General features: G+C 73.7%; 13 protein-coding genes. 3 read left to right on the forward strand and 10 right to left on the reverse strand.

The genetic code is table 11. The features are described 5' to 3' along the window. Positions 1 to 57: 57 nt before the first annotated feature. The 9 genes from AB0K37_RS04960 to infC all read right to left on the reverse strand — a co-directional run bounded on the left by AB0K37_RS04960 (position 58) and on the right by infC (position 10029). Positions 58 to 1674 carry an ABC-F family ATP-binding cassette domain-containing protein gene (locus AB0K37_RS04960; protein WP_363974938.1) on the reverse strand — a complete coding sequence of 539 codons (1617 nt, stop codon included), beginning with the start codon at positions 1672 to 1674 and terminating at the stop codon, positions 58 to 60. 321 nt (positions 1675 to 1995) lie between these two features. Further along, on the reverse strand, positions 1996 to 4476 hold the full coding sequence (gene pheT, locus AB0K37_RS04965) for a phenylalanine--tRNA ligase subunit beta (RefSeq protein ID WP_363974941.1): 2481 nt from the start codon (positions 4474 to 4476) through the stop codon (positions 1996 to 1998). Then, complete coding sequence (gene pheS / locus AB0K37_RS04970; protein ID WP_363974944.1) at positions 4476 to 5585, reverse strand: phenylalanine--tRNA ligase subunit alpha; 1110 nt, start codon at positions 5583 to 5585, stop codon at positions 4476 to 4478. Before pheS ends, pheT begins: the two co-directional genes overlap by 1 nt. A 133-nt stretch (positions 5586 to 5718) precedes the next feature. Then, the gene (locus AB0K37_RS04975; RefSeq protein WP_363974947.1) at positions 5719 to 6807 is read right to left on the reverse strand and encodes an ATP-binding protein; all 1089 of its coding nucleotides are present in this window, start codon (positions 6805 to 6807) and stop codon (positions 5719 to 5721) included. 188 nt (positions 6808 to 6995) lie between these two features. Next, entirely contained in the window at positions 6996 to 7511 is a 516-nt protein-coding gene (locus tag AB0K37_RS04980; protein ID WP_363974950.1) for an STAS domain-containing protein, read from the reverse strand. Positions 7512 to 7783: 272 nt separating this feature from the next. Beyond that, the gene (locus AB0K37_RS04985; protein WP_363974953.1) at positions 7784 to 8623 is read right to left on the reverse strand and encodes an RNA methyltransferase; all 840 of its coding nucleotides are present in this window, start codon (positions 8621 to 8623) and stop codon (positions 7784 to 7786) included. 34 nt (positions 8624 to 8657) lie between these two features. Then, entirely contained in the window at positions 8658 to 9035 is a 378-nt protein-coding gene (rplT, locus tag AB0K37_RS04990) for a 50S ribosomal protein L20 (protein WP_173393368.1), read from the reverse strand. A gap of 70 nt (positions 9036 to 9105) precedes the next feature. Further along, positions 9106 to 9300 carry a 50S ribosomal protein L35 gene (rpmI, locus tag AB0K37_RS04995; RefSeq protein WP_021597479.1) on the reverse strand — a complete coding sequence of 65 codons (195 nt, stop codon included), beginning with the start codon at positions 9298 to 9300 and terminating at the stop codon, positions 9106 to 9108. A gap of 180 nt (positions 9301 to 9480) precedes the next feature. Beyond that, on the reverse strand, positions 9481 to 10029 hold the full coding sequence (infC, locus tag AB0K37_RS05000) for a translation initiation factor IF-3 (protein WP_089316320.1): 549 nt from the start codon (positions 10027 to 10029) through the stop codon (positions 9481 to 9483). Positions 10030 to 10543: 514 nt separating this feature from the next. Here infC and AB0K37_RS05005 point away from each other — a divergent pair. Both AB0K37_RS05005 and AB0K37_RS05010 read left to right on the forward strand, forming a co-directional pair. Further along, positions 10544 to 11035: an NUDIX hydrolase gene (locus tag AB0K37_RS05005; RefSeq protein WP_363974958.1), complete on the forward strand. Its 492-nt coding sequence runs from the start codon at positions 10544 to 10546 to the stop codon at positions 11033 to 11035. A 7-nt stretch (positions 11036 to 11042) separates the two neighbouring features. Further along, positions 11043 to 11984, forward strand: coding sequence for a PfkB family carbohydrate kinase (locus AB0K37_RS05010; RefSeq protein WP_363974961.1), 942 nt, complete (start codon positions 11043 to 11045; stop codon positions 11982 to 11984). Here the strand turns inward: AB0K37_RS05010 and AB0K37_RS05015 are convergent. Then, positions 11960 to 12664: a hypothetical protein gene (locus AB0K37_RS05015; RefSeq protein ID WP_363974964.1), complete on the reverse strand. Its 705-nt coding sequence runs from the start codon at positions 12662 to 12664 to the stop codon at positions 11960 to 11962. The two genes, AB0K37_RS05010 and AB0K37_RS05015, sit on opposite strands and share 25 nt — an antisense overlap. Before the next feature lie 152 nt (positions 12665 to 12816). Between AB0K37_RS05015 and AB0K37_RS05020 the strand changes: the two genes are divergently transcribed. Then, complete coding sequence (locus tag AB0K37_RS05020; protein ID WP_363974967.1) at positions 12817 to 14205, forward strand: prenyltransferase/squalene oxidase repeat-containing protein; 1389 nt, start codon at positions 12817 to 12819, stop codon at positions 14203 to 14205. Positions 14206 to 14211: the final 6 nt, after the last annotated feature.

Here is a 14211-nt window from a genome sequence, read left to right on the forward strand (position 1 = left end):
GGCCCCGTGCGGAGACGTCTCCGCACGGGGCCGCCGCGCCGACCCCGCTGGAATGCGCTACATCGGTCCGGCCTCGGTGAGGCCGCACGACGGGTCCATGCGCAGCCACCGGGTGATGCCGAGAGTGCGCAGGAACGGCACGTCGTGGCTGACCACGATCAGAGCCCCCTCGTAGGCGGCGAGGGCCTGCCCGAGCTGAGCGGCGCTGGCCATGTCGAGGTTGTTCGTCGGCTCGTCCAGCAGGAGCAGCTGCGGGGCAGGCTCGGCGAGCAGCAGCGACGCCAGCACGGCGCGGAACCGCTCGCCGCCGGACAGGGTCCCGGCCCGCTGGTCGGCCCGCGCTCCGCGGAACAGGAACCGCGCCAGCCCCGCCCGGATCCGCGCGGGCGGAGCCGACGGCGCCTGCGCCCGGACGTTCTCGGCGACGCTGAGGTCCTCGTCCAGGACGTCCAGCCGCTGCGGCAGGTACCGCACCCCATCTACCCCGAGCTTCACGGCCGTGCCCTCGGGGACGCGGTCGCCCACGAGCGCCCGCAGGAACGTGGTCTTGCCCGAGCCGTTGGGCCCGACCAGCGCGATCCGCTCCGGCCCCCGGACGATCAGCTCGCCCAGCGTGCCGGGCTCCGGCTCGGAAGCGGCGAGCCCCGTCACGGTCAGCACCGTCCGCCCCGCCGGGACGCGGGTGGCGGGCAGCTCGACGCGGATCTCCGCGTCCTCGCGGACGGCCCCCTCGGCCTCGGTGAGCCGCGTGCGGGCGTCGGCGAGCCTCTCCTCGTGCATGATGCGGTGCTTGCCGGCCGAGACCTGCGCCTGCCGCTTGCGCTCGCCCATCACGATCTTCGGCTCGCGCTTGTTCTCCTGCATCTTGTTGCCGTAGCGCTTGCGGCGGGCCAGCTTGACCTGCGCCTCCTCCAGTTCGCGCTTCTGCCGGCGCAGGTCGGTCTCGGCGGCCCTGACGGTCCGCTCCGCGGCCTCCCGCTCGACCGCGAGCAGGTCCTCGTAGGCCGACAGATTGCCGCCGAAGGACCGCACGGCGCCCTCCCGCAGGTCGGCGATCTCGTCGACACGGTCGAGCAGCTCGCGGTCGTGGCTGACGACGACGAGCACGCCCGTCCAGGACGCCACCGCCTCGTACAGGCGGTGGCGCGCGGCCAGGTCCAGGTTGTTGGTCGGCTCGTCGAGCAGCAGGACGTCGGGACGGGCCAGGAACCGCGCGGCCAGCCCGACCATCACGGCCTCGCCGCCCGACAGCGTCGGAACCGTGCGGTCCAGCCCGAGGTGGCCGAGGCCGAGCCGGTCGAGCTCGGCGGCGGCGCGCTCCTCGACGTCCCAGTCGTCCCCGACGGCGGCGAAGTTCTCCTCGGTGGCCTCGCCGCGCTCGATGGCGTGCAGGGCCGCGCGGGTCGCGGTGATGCCGAGCAGGTCCGACACCGTGGCGGCGTCGTCGAGGACGAGGTTCTGCGGCAGGTAGCCGACCTCCCCGTCGACGCTGACGGTGCCCGAGCCCGCGCGCAGCTCACCGGCGATGATCTTCAGCAGGGTCGACTTGCCGGAGCCGTTGACACCGATCAGGCCGGTCCTGCCGGCGCCGAACGCGACGTCCAGCCCGTCCAGCACGACGGTGCCGTCCTCCCACGCGAACGACAGGTCCGAGCAGACGATGGCGAATGACATTGAGCGGCCTCCATGGTGGCGAGAAAGATGCGGAACGCATGGAGACACCGCGGATCGCGCGACGCGCCGGCGGGCATGACAAAGCCCGGCGGGTAAGAGTCCGCACTGAGGTCACGTGCGCGGGCCGGAAGGCGGCCACTGCGCGGTGTCGGACCTCAGATCCTCAATGGACTCCCCTACCGGGCGGCGATGTGACGCGATCGAGAATACCCGACGACCTATCGCAACACAAGTAGCGTTAGGAATCGGCCCCCGTCCGCAGTGGCCCGAGACGCGCGCGTGCCCCGGCCCCCTCCAGGGGGCCGGGGCACGCGCGTACCGTCAGGCGCCGCGCAGGACGGCTCCGGTCCGCTCGGACGCGGCGGCCACGGCGGAGTCGCGGGCCTGCGACACCTCCTCGGCCGTGAGCGTCCGGTCCGGGGCGCGGAACCGCAGCGAGTACGCCAGCGACTTGCGGCCCTCGCCCACCTGCTCGCCCGTGTAGACGTCGAACAGCCGGATCGCCTCCAGCAGCCCGCCCGCACCTTCGCGCAGGGCCGCCTCGACCTCCGCGGCCGGGACGCCGGAGTCCACGACCAGCGCGACGTCCTGCATCGCGACCGGGTACGACGACACGTGCGGCGCGCGGACGCTCACCGGCTCGCCCAGGCGGCGCAGCTCCAGCTCCATCGCGCACGACCGCGCGGGCAGCCCGTACGCCTTCGTGACGCGGGGGTGCAGTTCGCCGGCGTGCCCGACCAGGGTGTCGCCCGCGTACAGCGCGGCGCAGCGGCCGGGATGCCACGGCGCGTGCTGGTCGGCCTTCACCGTCAGCTCGACGCCGACCTCGCGGGCCACCGTGCGGGCGGCCTCGACCGCGTCGGCCCACAGCGCCGGACGGCCCTCGCCCCACCAGCCCGACGGCTCCCGGTCGCCCGACAGCACCACCGCGACCCGGTACGGCTGGTCCGGCAGCGCGGCCTCCAGCCCGGCGACCTCCTCGGCCGTCGGACCGCGGTCCACGGCGAGGCGCGGCGCCCGCTCCGGGGCGTCCGGGCGCGGCCGGAACACCATGCCGACCTCGAACAGCGCGGCGTCGCCGAAGCCGCGTCCCACGTTGAGCGCGAGAACCTTGAGCAGGCCCGGCAGCAGCGTGGTGCGCAGCAGCGGCTCCTCCTCCGACATCGGGTTCGCGAGCCGCAGCGTCCGCCGCCGCGCGTCGTCCTCGGGGAGCTGGAGGCCGTCCAGGTCCTTGTCGGCGACGAACGGGAAGGCGAGCGCCTCCACGTACCCGGCGCCGGCGAGCGCGCGGCCGACCCGGCGGCGCAGCCGCTGCTCGGCGGTCAGGCCCTTGCCCGCCGCCGGGCGCGGCGCCCGGGCCGGGATGTTCTCGTACCCCTCCAGGCGAAGGACCTCCTCGGCGAGGTCGTTGGGCGCGGTGAGGTCAGGACGCCAGGACGGCGGCGTCACCGTCAGCACGTCGTCGCCGGCCACCGTGCAGCCGACCTGCTCCAGGCGCCGGACGACCGCGTCCCTGCCGTAGGTCACGCCCGCGACCCGGTCGGGATGCCCGGCGGGCATCGTCACCACGGCCCGCTCGACCGGCGCCTCGGCGTGCGTGACGCCGGGCACGATCTTCGCGCCGCCCAGCTCGGCGAGCATCCGCACCGCCCGGTACGAGGCGTACAGCGGCAGCTCGCGGTCGACGCCGCGCTCGAACCGGTGGGACGCCTCGCTGTGCAGCCGGTGCCGGCGGCTCATCCGCGCGGTGCCCATGGCGTCGAAGTGCGCGGCCTCGACGACCATGTCGCTCGACCGCTCGTCGATCTCGGTGGCGAGCCCGCCCATCGTGCCGGCCATCGAGATCGGCCCCGACGCGTCGGTGATGAGGATGTCGTCGGGGTCGAGGGTCCGCTTGACGTGGTCCAGCGTCTCCAGCCGCTCGCCGGGCTCGGCGCGCCGCACGACGATCGGGCCGGTCAGCTTGTTCCGGTCGAACGCGTGCAGCGGCTGCCCGAGCTCCAGCATCAGGTAGTTGGTGATGTCGACCGCCAGCGACACCGGCCGCATCCCCGCGCGGTGCAGGCGCACCTGCATCCACATCGGGGTCCGCGCGTCCGGGTCGAAGCCGCTCACCTCGCGCAGGACGAACCGGTCGCACACCGCCGGATCGCCGATGCTCGCCGGGTAACTCGGGCTCTCGTCCCCCTCCGGCAGCGCCACGTCCGCCGGGTCCCTGAACGGAACCCCGTAGGCGATGGCGGCCTCGCGGGCGATGCCGCGGATGGACAGGGCGTAGCCGCGGTCGGGCGTCACGGCGATGTCGAGGACGTCGTCGCGCAGCCCCAGCATCTCGATCGCGTCCGCGCCGACGGGGGCGTCCGGCGGCAGGACGAGGATGCCGTCGTGGTCGTCGCCGATCCCGAGCTCGGTCACCGAGCAGATCATGCCCGCCGACATCCGGCCGTAGGTCTTGCGGGCGCCGATCTCGAACCCGCCGGGCAGCACGCCGCCCGGAAGGACGACGACGACGCGGTCGCCGACCGCGAAGTTGGTGGCGCCGCAGATGATGCTCTGCGGCTCTCCCGTGCCGTTGGCGTCGCCGACGTTCACCTGGCAGTGGCGGATCGGCTTCTTGAAGCCGGTCAGCTCCTCGAACGCCAGGACCTCGCCGACCACCAGAGGGCCGGCGATGTCGGCGCCGGGCGACTCGACCGTCTCGACCTCCAGGCCCGCCGCGATCAGCTCGGCGGCCAGCGCGCGGCCCGTGACGTCGGCCGGGAGCTCGACGTACTCGCGCAGCCAGGAAAGCGGGGCCCGCATCAGATCTCCGTCCCGAACGGGAGGGTGAACCGGACGTCGCCCTCCACCATGTCGTACATGTCTTCCACACCGTGCCGGAACATCAGCGTCCGCTCGACGCCCAGCCCGAACGCCCAGCCGCTGTAGCGGTCGGGGTCGACGCCGCAGGCCACCAGCACCCGCGGGTTGACCATGCCGCAGCCGCCGAGCTCGATCCAGCCCTCCGAACCGCAGGTGCGGCACGGGTCGCCGCCCGGCTCCGCGGACGCGCCCCGGCACACGAAGCACTGCATGTCCACCTCGGCGGACGGCTCGGTGAACGGGAAGTACGACGGCCTGAACCGCGTCCTCAGCCCCTCGCCGAACATCCCGGAGACGAACGCGTCGATGCCGCCCCGCAGGTCGGCCATCGTCAGCCCCTCGTCGACCGCCAGGCCCTCCAGCTGGTGGAACACCGGGCTGTGCGTGGCGTCCAGCTCGTCGGTGCGGTACGTGCGGCCGGGCGCCACCACGTACACCGGCAGCGGCCGCGACAGCAGCGACCTGATCTGCATCGGCGAGGTGTGGGTGCGCATCACCAGCCCGGAGTCCTCCGACTCGACGAAGAAGGTGTCCTGCATGGTGCGGGCCGGGTGGTCGGGCAGGAAGTTCAGGGCGTCGAAGTTGAACCACTCCGCCTCGACCTCGGGCCCCTCGGAGACCTCGAAGCCCATCGAGACGAAGACGTCGGCCATCCGCTCCTGCAACGTGGTCAGCGGGTGGCGGGCGCCGCGCGGCGCGCGGTTCCACGGGAGGGTGACGTCGACGGTCTCCTCGACGAGGACGCGGCGGTCGCGCTCGTCCTCCAGTTCGGCCTGGCGCTCCTTGAGCGCCTTCGCCACCGCGCCCCGGGCGGCGCCGATGCGCTTGCCGGCCTCGGCGCGGGCCGCGGGCGGCAGCGCGCCGATCTCGCGGTTGGCCAGGGCCAGCGGCGAACGGTCGCCGGCGTGCGCCAGCCGGACCTGCTTCAGGGCGTCGAGGTCGGCGGCCGCGGCGATCGCCGCGAGCGCCTCGGCGCGAGCCCGCTCCAGCTCCTCGGGCTGCAGCGCGGACACCTCGACGGGGTCATAGGACTTGTTGGGTGCAGACATGTGGTGTGATCGACTCCGGTCGGCGTGGGACGCCCGCAGTCTAGTGCGCGGGCGGAGAACATCCGGAAAGCGTGCGCGTGACGCGCTGGCCCGACCAGGGGGCCCGATGCCGTGCCGCGGCGTGGACCGCGGATCAGCCGGCGTAGTCGGGGGCCCCTGCGGGCACGGTAAATCGGAACTCGGCGCCGCCGCCGGGCGCCCGCCGCACAGTGATCACACCGCCGTGCGCCTCGACCAGCCCCTTGACGATGTAGAGCCCGAGCCCGGTGCCGCCGCGGCGGTTGCCGCCGGGGCCGCGCCAGAACTGCCGGAAGACGCGCTGGACGGCCTCGGGCGGAATGCCCTCGCCCTCGTCGCGCACCGACACGGCGGCCCCCTCCTTATGCGCGTCCGGCTCCACCACAATGGTGACAGTACCCGCTCCGTGGCGCACCGCGTTTTCGACGAGGTTCCCGAGGATCTGATCCATCTTGTCGGGATCGAGCCACATCTCGGGCAGCTCGCCGCGCACCTCGAAGCGGAAGCGGTCCTCCGGCTCCCCGGCCGCGACGCGGCCCGCGATGACCTTGCGGACCTCCTCGGGAATGTCGACGACCTGGCGGCGCATCTCCAGCCGGCCCGACTCGATGCGGGACACGTCCAGCAGCTCGGTGATCAGCCGGGTGACCCGGTCGGCGTCGGCGTTGACGGTCTCCAGCATCACCCGCTTCTGGTCGTCGTTGAAGCGGTGCCACTTGGCCAGGAGCGTCGCGGTGAACCCCTTGACGCTGGTGAGCGGCGAGCGCAGCTCGTGGGCGACGGTGGAGACGAGGTCGGCGCGGTCGCGCTCCTGCCGGGCGCGGTGCAGGGCGTCGCGCAGGCACACGGTGAACCGTTCCACGCGGCGTTCGGCGTCGCGCCGGTACGCCGCGGTCACGAGCACCTCGGTGCCGCCGGGAAGGAACAGCACCCGCTCGGGATGGCGGGTCCGGGTGGACAGGCCGCCGTAGGGGGCCAGGCACTTCCACCAGTCGCGGCCCTCGGCGTCGTGCAGGGGCAGGACGTCGCGGAAGTCGCGGCCCACCGCCGACCCGGCGGGGATCCCCGTGATCCGCGCGGCGGCGGCGTTGAACACGACGACGCGGGCGTCCCGGCCGGCGACCATCAGCCCGTCGGGCAGGTCGTCCGGGCGGCCCTCCTCGGGGCCCGGCCCGGACCCCGCCTCGGGTCCGCGCGCGGCCACGAGAGGGGTCTCCTCTCCGCCCACAGCGGCCTCCAGAACACCGATGGGAACGCGGCCTGTCGGAAAGAGACTCTAGCCGGAGTCGGGCCCCTAACGGGACCCGGAAACCGCCTCGCGGCAAGGCATGTGTAGCCTCCGTGCAGGGTGTCGCCGTCTTCCGCGGAGGACCGGAACAGCGGTTCGCGCCCTCATCCGGACCTCGTGGGCGAATCCTGGCCGGACAGCGCGTCCTCGACATCGGGGTGGATCGCGAACAGCCGGTGCAGTCCGGTGATCATCAGCAGCCGCAGCTGGGCGGGCCGCACCCCGGCGAGAGCGATCTCACCGCCGTCGGCGGAGATCTGGTTGTGCGCGGCGACCAGCGCGCCGAGCCCGGCCGCGTCGCAGAACGGGACGGCGGCGAAGTCGGCCACCAGGCGGCGCGGCCCCGCCCCGGGCAGCCGCCCGTGCATCTCGACGAGCCGGTCGCGCAGCGTCCCGGCGGTGCGCAGGTCGATCTCCCCGGCCACCGCGACGACGGCGGTGCGGACCCCGACCCTGGCGGTCTCGATGCGCAGCCCGTCGTCGGTGTGCGCACAGGAAAGACCAGGGGCGGCACCCGAAACGGCGTACGGGACGGCGGAGGCCCGGACCGCACCGGCCCGGCACCGCACCTCCGGGGGGCGCCGGCCCGCCCTTCCGGCCCGCCTGCTCTCCTCGGTCATCACGCTCGCCCCCACTCTGTGCGGCCTCGTAGCCGCCCTGGTCAACCCACTGATCAACACGTTAGGCGCGGTACCGCGACGGCGTGATCCCCCGCCGGTCGCGGTTCCCGCTCCTACCCGCGGACGAGCCCCGCGCGGCGGCAGGCCCCCCTGCCGCGCGTCCACGCGGAGACCATCTTCCCAGCTCACCCGTCACGGGGCGGCGCCATTGGCGACCGCATGCGGCCATTCGATCACGGAATGCAGTGAAAACACCGGGACCGCGCCGCGCCTCACGTGCGGCTCGGGCGCTCTCCCTCGGAGCCGCGCTGCGCCCGGGCCGACGCATAGAGGCATACGGCCGCGGCCGTCGCCAGGTTCAGGCTCTCGGCCCGCCCGTAGATGGGCACGCGGACGACCTCGTCCACATGCCGCAGGATCTCCTCGGGCAGCCCCCACGCCTCGTTCCCGAACACCCAGGCGGTGGGGCGCGCGAGCACCCCCTCGTCGATCGCCTCGTCGAGGGTGCGGTCGCCCGCGCCGTCGGCGGCGAGGACGGTCAGGCCCGCGCCCTTCAGCTCCGGGATCAGCGCGTCGAACCGGGGGCCGACGACGACCGGCAGGTGGAACAGGCTGCCCGCGGAGGCGCGGACGCACTTGCCGTTGTAGGGGTCGACGGACGCGTCGGTGAACACGACCGTCTCCGAGCCCGCGGCGTCGGCGGTGCGCAGGACGGTTCCCGCGTTGCCGGGGTCGCGGACGTGCGCCAGAACGGTCACCAGCCGTGGACCGTTCTCCAGCGCCCGGTCCAGCGGGACGTCGACGAACTCGCAGACCGCCAGCAGCCCCTGCGGGGTGACGGTCTGGGCCAGCTCGGCCATGATCTCGCCGCTGACGCGCAGCACCGGCGCTCCGGCGCGCTCGGCGGCGAGCACCAGCTCGGGGTGGCGGGCCTCCGCCTCGGCCGTGGTGAACAGCTCGGCGAGGCCGCCGGGGATCCGCAGCGCCTCCCGCACCGCCTGCGGCCCCTCGGCGAGGAACCGGTTCTCACGGCGCCGGAACGCGCGTTTGGCGAGCCGGCGAGCGGCCTTCACCCGTGGTGATCGGAGAGAGGTCAGCTCGCGGCCCGCCATATCGCTGTGATCGCCCGTGTGCCGGTCACCCGGCTCAGGCGGCCTCCGAACCCTCGGCCGGCAGCGCGTCCTTGGCGATCTTCACCAGGGCGGCGAAAGCCGGGGCGTCGTTGACGGCGAGCTCGGCGAGCATGCGCCGGTCGACCTCGACCTCGGCGGCCTTGAGGCCCTGGATGAACCGGTTGTAGGTGATGCCGTTGGCGCGGGCCGCGGCGTTGATCCGCTGGATCCACAGCCGGCGGAACTGGCCCTTGCGGTCCTTGCGGTCCCGGAAGGCGTAGGTCATCGAGTGGAGCTGCTGCTCCTTGGCCTTGCGGTACAGGCGCGAACGCTGCCCGCGGTAGCCGCTCGACCGCTCCAGGACGACCCGACGCTTCTTGGCGGCGTTGACCGCCCGCTTCACGCGTGCCACGTGCTGAACTCCTTCGTGGGGGCCGGGGCCGTGCTGGCCTCGGCCGGTCGGCGATGTTCCTGGTCGAGTGCTACTTGCGCAGCAGCTTCTTGATGTTCTTGGCGTCGGCGTCGGCCACCACGGCCGGGCCGTCGAGGCGCCGGGTCCGCTTGGACGGCTTGTGCTCGAGCAGGTGGTTGCGGTTGGCGCGGCGGCGCATCACCTTGCCGGAGCCGGTCAGCTTGAAGCGCTTCTTGGCACCGCTGTGGGTCTTGGTCTTCGGCATGGTCGCCGTCGTCTCCCTCTTTCCGGCCTCCGTGCCACCGGCACGAAGGCGCGCCTGATCGGCGCACCGCACGGCGATCCGTGGACGCGCCAGGTCAGGCTTCAATGTACGTACGCCGCGACTTCGCTCAGCCGCGAGATCGCGATGGGGGCCGCCGCGAGGCCGGTCCCGGAACGGCCGTCAGACGGTGGTCTCCGACTCCTGCCCGCGGGCCGTCTTCTTCTTGTGCGGACCGAGCACCATGATCATGTTTCGGCCGTCCTGCTTGGGCCGCGACTCGACGAAGCCGAGCTCCTCGACGTCGTCGGCGAGCCGCTGCAGCAGCCGGAAACCGAGCTCGGGACGGGACTGCTCACGACCACGGAACATGATCGTGACCTTCACCTTGTCCCCGGCCTTCAGGAACCGCACCACGTGACCCTTCTTGGTCTCGTAGTCATGCGGGTCGATCTTCGGGCGGAGCTTGATCTCCTTGATGACCGTGTGCGCCTGGTTCTTCCGCGCCTCACGCGCCTTCATCGCGGACTCGTACTTGAACTTGCCGTAGTCCATGAGCTTCGCGACGGGCGGACGCGCGGTGGGCGCCACCTCGACGAGGTCGAGGTCCGACTCACGCGCGAGTTCAAGGGCCTTGGCGATGGGCACGATGCCCACCTGTTCGCCGTTCGGGCCGACGAGCCGGACCTCGGGCACGCGAATGCGGTCGTTGATACGCGGTTCGGCGCTGATGGGACCTCCTAGGGGCCGTTCTCAGGTTCATTGGACCGGTCGTACCCCGAGGCTTCCACGAGAAAAGCCCCGCACGACTCACGCACGGGGCCACCTTCGGTCTCCCGGGACGGACATGCCGCCCGGGAACGACGGCGGGACGGGCTGAACGCCCGTTCGCCGGACCGAGACCCACCGGCCTTTTCAGCCGGTCAGGTGGGAGGTGGCCTCCGCTTGAGCGCCCGGCACGCGCCACCGTCTGGTCGCGCGCACAAGGCCGGTCGACCACCAAGAATACCACCCGGTGGGACCGGGTGCGCCATGCCGAACGATCATTCGCCGCATACCGGGCGAGGGCCCGGATGAGGGTACGCCGTCCGGTACAACAGGCCGCGACGCGGTGTGATTCCCAGTGCCCTCGTGCCCCGGAGGAGTGAGACTGTTCTGGCCGGGCGCGTCTCGGCGCGCGGGCCGCCGATTGTTACGGTGGAGGCGAGACGGCCCGGTGGGGCCGGCACCAGGGAGGACTCCCGCGATGCCCTCGGTCGACGCCGGCGCCGCCGGCCCGCTCACCGCCGCGCCACCGGCCCGGCTGCAGTTCGCGCAGAAGGCCTTCATCGTCTCGGGCGGGCGGCTTCTGCTCGTCCGCAAGGCCGCCTCCGACCCGTTCCACCCGGGACGCTGGGAGGTGCCCGGCGGGCGGCTGGAGGAGGCGGCCGACCTCGATCTCGACGACCACATCCGCCGCGAAGTCTGGGAGGAGGTCGGGCTGAAGATCGATCCGGGTCCGCCCTTCCATCTGTGGCAGTGGTTCATGCCCGACCGCGAGAATCCCGCCGGGCAGATCCGGGTGGTCGCGGCGGCGCGCCGCTGCCGGCCCGTGACCCTGGACGCGACCTTGGAGAACCAGGACGCCGGCGACCATCTGGACCGGTGCGCCTGGGTGCCGCTGCGCGAGCTCGGCGGGTACGACCTCATCCCGAGCCTGCGCCCGGTGATGCGGGCCTTCCTGGTTCCCGTCGGCTGACCGGGTGATGGCGCCGTTCCGATCGCCCCTCGAATGGCCGGGCCTCGACGGCGCCGCCGAGCGCCGCTTCGCGCTCTTCGTCATCGGGGACGCGGGGATCGAGGTGCGCGCGAGCCTGCCGGGCGTCCGCTTCGCCGAACTCGACGCCGACCGGCTCTGCTACGCACCCGCCCGCGTGCTGACCGCGGGGACGGCGGTCAACCTCGCCCGCTGCGCGGTGGGCTACTTCCGCCGGGTCGGCGTGCTGGCCAAGGTCGGCGACGACGACTACACGGAGGCGATCCGCCGCGAACTGCGCCGGATCGGCGCGGACCACCGCCTGGTCGTCGAGCCGGGCGTCCCGAACGGCGTGTCGGTCATGCTGCGCGCCGGTGAGGCGGACGGCGGCGGGCCCGGCGTCCGGCTGCTGGTCGTCCAGGACGAGCCGCCCGCCCGGCGGCTCTCCGCGGCGGACGTGCGGGCGGCGGCGGCCGGGATCGAGGACGCCGACGTGCTCGCCGTGGACGGATACTCGCTGCTGGCCCCCGGCTCCCGGGAGGCGCTCCACGAGGCGGTGCGCACGGCCCGCGCGGCGGGCACGCGGGTGGCGTTCGACGTCGTCCCCCACGACGTCGACGCGCGGCTTCCCGCGTCCTGCGTACTGCCGGTCCTGCGGCGGGCGGACCTCGTCGTCTCCGAGGCGCACACCCTCGCGCGCCTGCTCGGGCATCCGCCGCCCGCCGGCGGCCGGGAACCCCGGGATCTGCTGCCGGTCCTCGACCGCGCCGTTCCCGCCGGTCCCCTGTGGCTGCTGCGGTTCGGCCCGACCTCCCTCGAACGGGTGCTCGCCCACCAGCGGGGACGGCCGCCGGTGGTGTACTCCACCGGCTACGACCGCGGGGCGCCGCGGGCGGGGTACGGGGACCGGCTGACCTCGTGCGAGCTCTACTGGTGGCTGTCGGGAGGCTGATCCGTGCCCGGCGGCGGGGCGGCCGCCGCCCGCATCGCCCGAAGCGTGCGCAGGAAACGCCGCCTGCTGGCGGGCAGCCCGAAGCTCTCCTGCCAGCGCCAGGTCCGGCTCGGGCCGGCCGCCGCCACGGCCCAGCGCAGGAACTGGCTCCGCACGCCGTCGCCCGAGTGGGCGGTCGCGACGCCGTCCTCCTCGATCAGCAGGTAGGAGCGGCCGGCGCGGTAGCAGTCCCGGAGGGTCCCGTGGTCCGCCGGAACGCCGGGGCGCCCCTCCCGCTCCACGACCGCCCGCACGCCCGTCGTGCCGGGGAGGAAATGCCAGTGCGCGTGGTCGATGCACGCGCCGCCGCCCTGGGGGCTCGCCGGTCCGTGCTCGAACAGCACCAGCCCACCGGATCCGTACGCCTCCCGGTAGAGGCGGGCCACGCGGTCGCGCCACCGCAGCGCGCACTCCCACATCGGCCCGGAGAAGTCTCCGGCGCACTGGTGGTGCTCGCGCGTCACCAGCAGGAGGTGCCCCTCGGCGAGCGGCGCGACGTCCGGGATGAGGAAGAAGTCGCGGTCGCCGGCGATGACGCCCGACTCTCCGGGCAGGCCGGCCATGCCGTTGAAGCGGAATCTCAGCGGGGGGCACAGGACGCAGTCGGGGTCGGACCCGTCCCGGACGGTCTGTTCGGCCAAGCCACCTCCAGCATCGCGGAACGCGGGAGCGGTCTGCCTCCAGCGTGCCCGGCGCCGCGCCCCGGTGCTCGCTGCGGCGGCGGATACAGACGCGGAACCCGCGAGGTACAAATCCTGGCCCGCCGGGAACAACAAGAGCAGAAGGCCAGAACGTGAACCAGACACCTCCGCTCCCGTCCCCGGCGCCCCCCGCGCCCCGCGCAGTCCGCTCCGCCGCCCGGCGGCGACGCGCGGACCTCCCGGTCATCGACATGGCCGTCCTCGACACCCGGCTGAACGAGTCGCTGGACGTCCTGCGCGACACCTACGCCCCCGCGCTCGGCGCCGGCGGGGGCTGGTACCACGAGCTCGCGCGACCGGAACCCGGCACCACCGCCACCGCCCTCGGGCTGATGGCGTTCGCCGAGGCGGGGCGGGCATTCGAGCACTTCGACGACGGCCTGGAACTCCTCGCCGCCCGGCAGACCCGGTCCGACGACCCGCTGCGCGACGGCGGCTGGGCCACCAAGACCAGCCTCGGCATGCCGGTGGTCGAGGCCACCGGCTGGATCGCGCGCTTCCTCGCCCGCGCCCGCTGCGGCCTGCGCGAGGACGCCCCCGACCTGGAACGCGCCTACCGGTGGCTGCTGTACAACCAGAACCCCGACGGCGGCTGGGGCTCGCTGCACGGCTGCCCGTCCCGGGTGTGGCTGACGTGCCTGGCGCTGCGGGCGCTCAGCCAGCTCAACCCCTACGACCCCGCCGTCGACCGCGGCGTGGAGTGGCTGACGGCCGACCGGACCGCGCACCGCCCCGCCTGGGGCCCGACGAAGGCGTCCCGGCCCACCGTCACGCACACCGCGTTCGCGCTGGTGACGCTGTCCGAGGCGCGCCCGGACCTGAGGACCGAGCGGCTGCTGGACGCCTACGACTGGCTGCTGAAGCACCTCGACCCCGACGACGACCACACGTGGATCGAGACCTACGGTGTCTCGCCGCGCATCGTGTCGGAACGCGGCACCGGACCGGAGCCGGTGTGGCGGCTCGCGCTGTGGCACTACGGGCTGCCGATCGCGCTCACCGCGCTGCTGCGGGACCCGCGCGGACCGCACGGGCCGACCGTCGCCCACGCGTTCCGGACGCTGGTGCGCGGGGAGGTCGCCGACCCGCGCTGGAACGGCTACCCGGGCAGCGGCCGCACGTCGCTGTGGACGCTGTGGTGGAGGCTGGAGACGCTGGTCGCGCTCTCCCGGACCCCCCTCGCCCGGAACGCCGACGTCCTGCACTGGCTGCCGGAAGCGATGGTCGTGCAGCGCGCCCACGCCCGGGAGCGCCCGCTGGCCGATCTGCTCCCGCACCGCCGCCTCGTCGACCCGGTCGCGCTGGCCCAGCGGCACTGGGCGGCGTTCCTGCTGAGCCTGGTGTGCGCGGGCAGCGCGCTCGGCGTCGCCGCGGGCGTGTGGGGCTGGAAGGACTTCTGGCTCAGCGTGATCCTGCCGATCGTCCTCACCAGCATCGACGAATCGGTCAAGCGGCGCCGTGCCCAGCGCGCCCCGCCCTGAGGCGGG

This window comes from Actinomadura sp. NPDC049753 (genome assembly GCF_040674655.1).
GTDB lineage: Bacteria > Actinomycetota > Actinomycetes > Streptosporangiales > Streptosporangiaceae > Spirillospora > Spirillospora verrucosospora.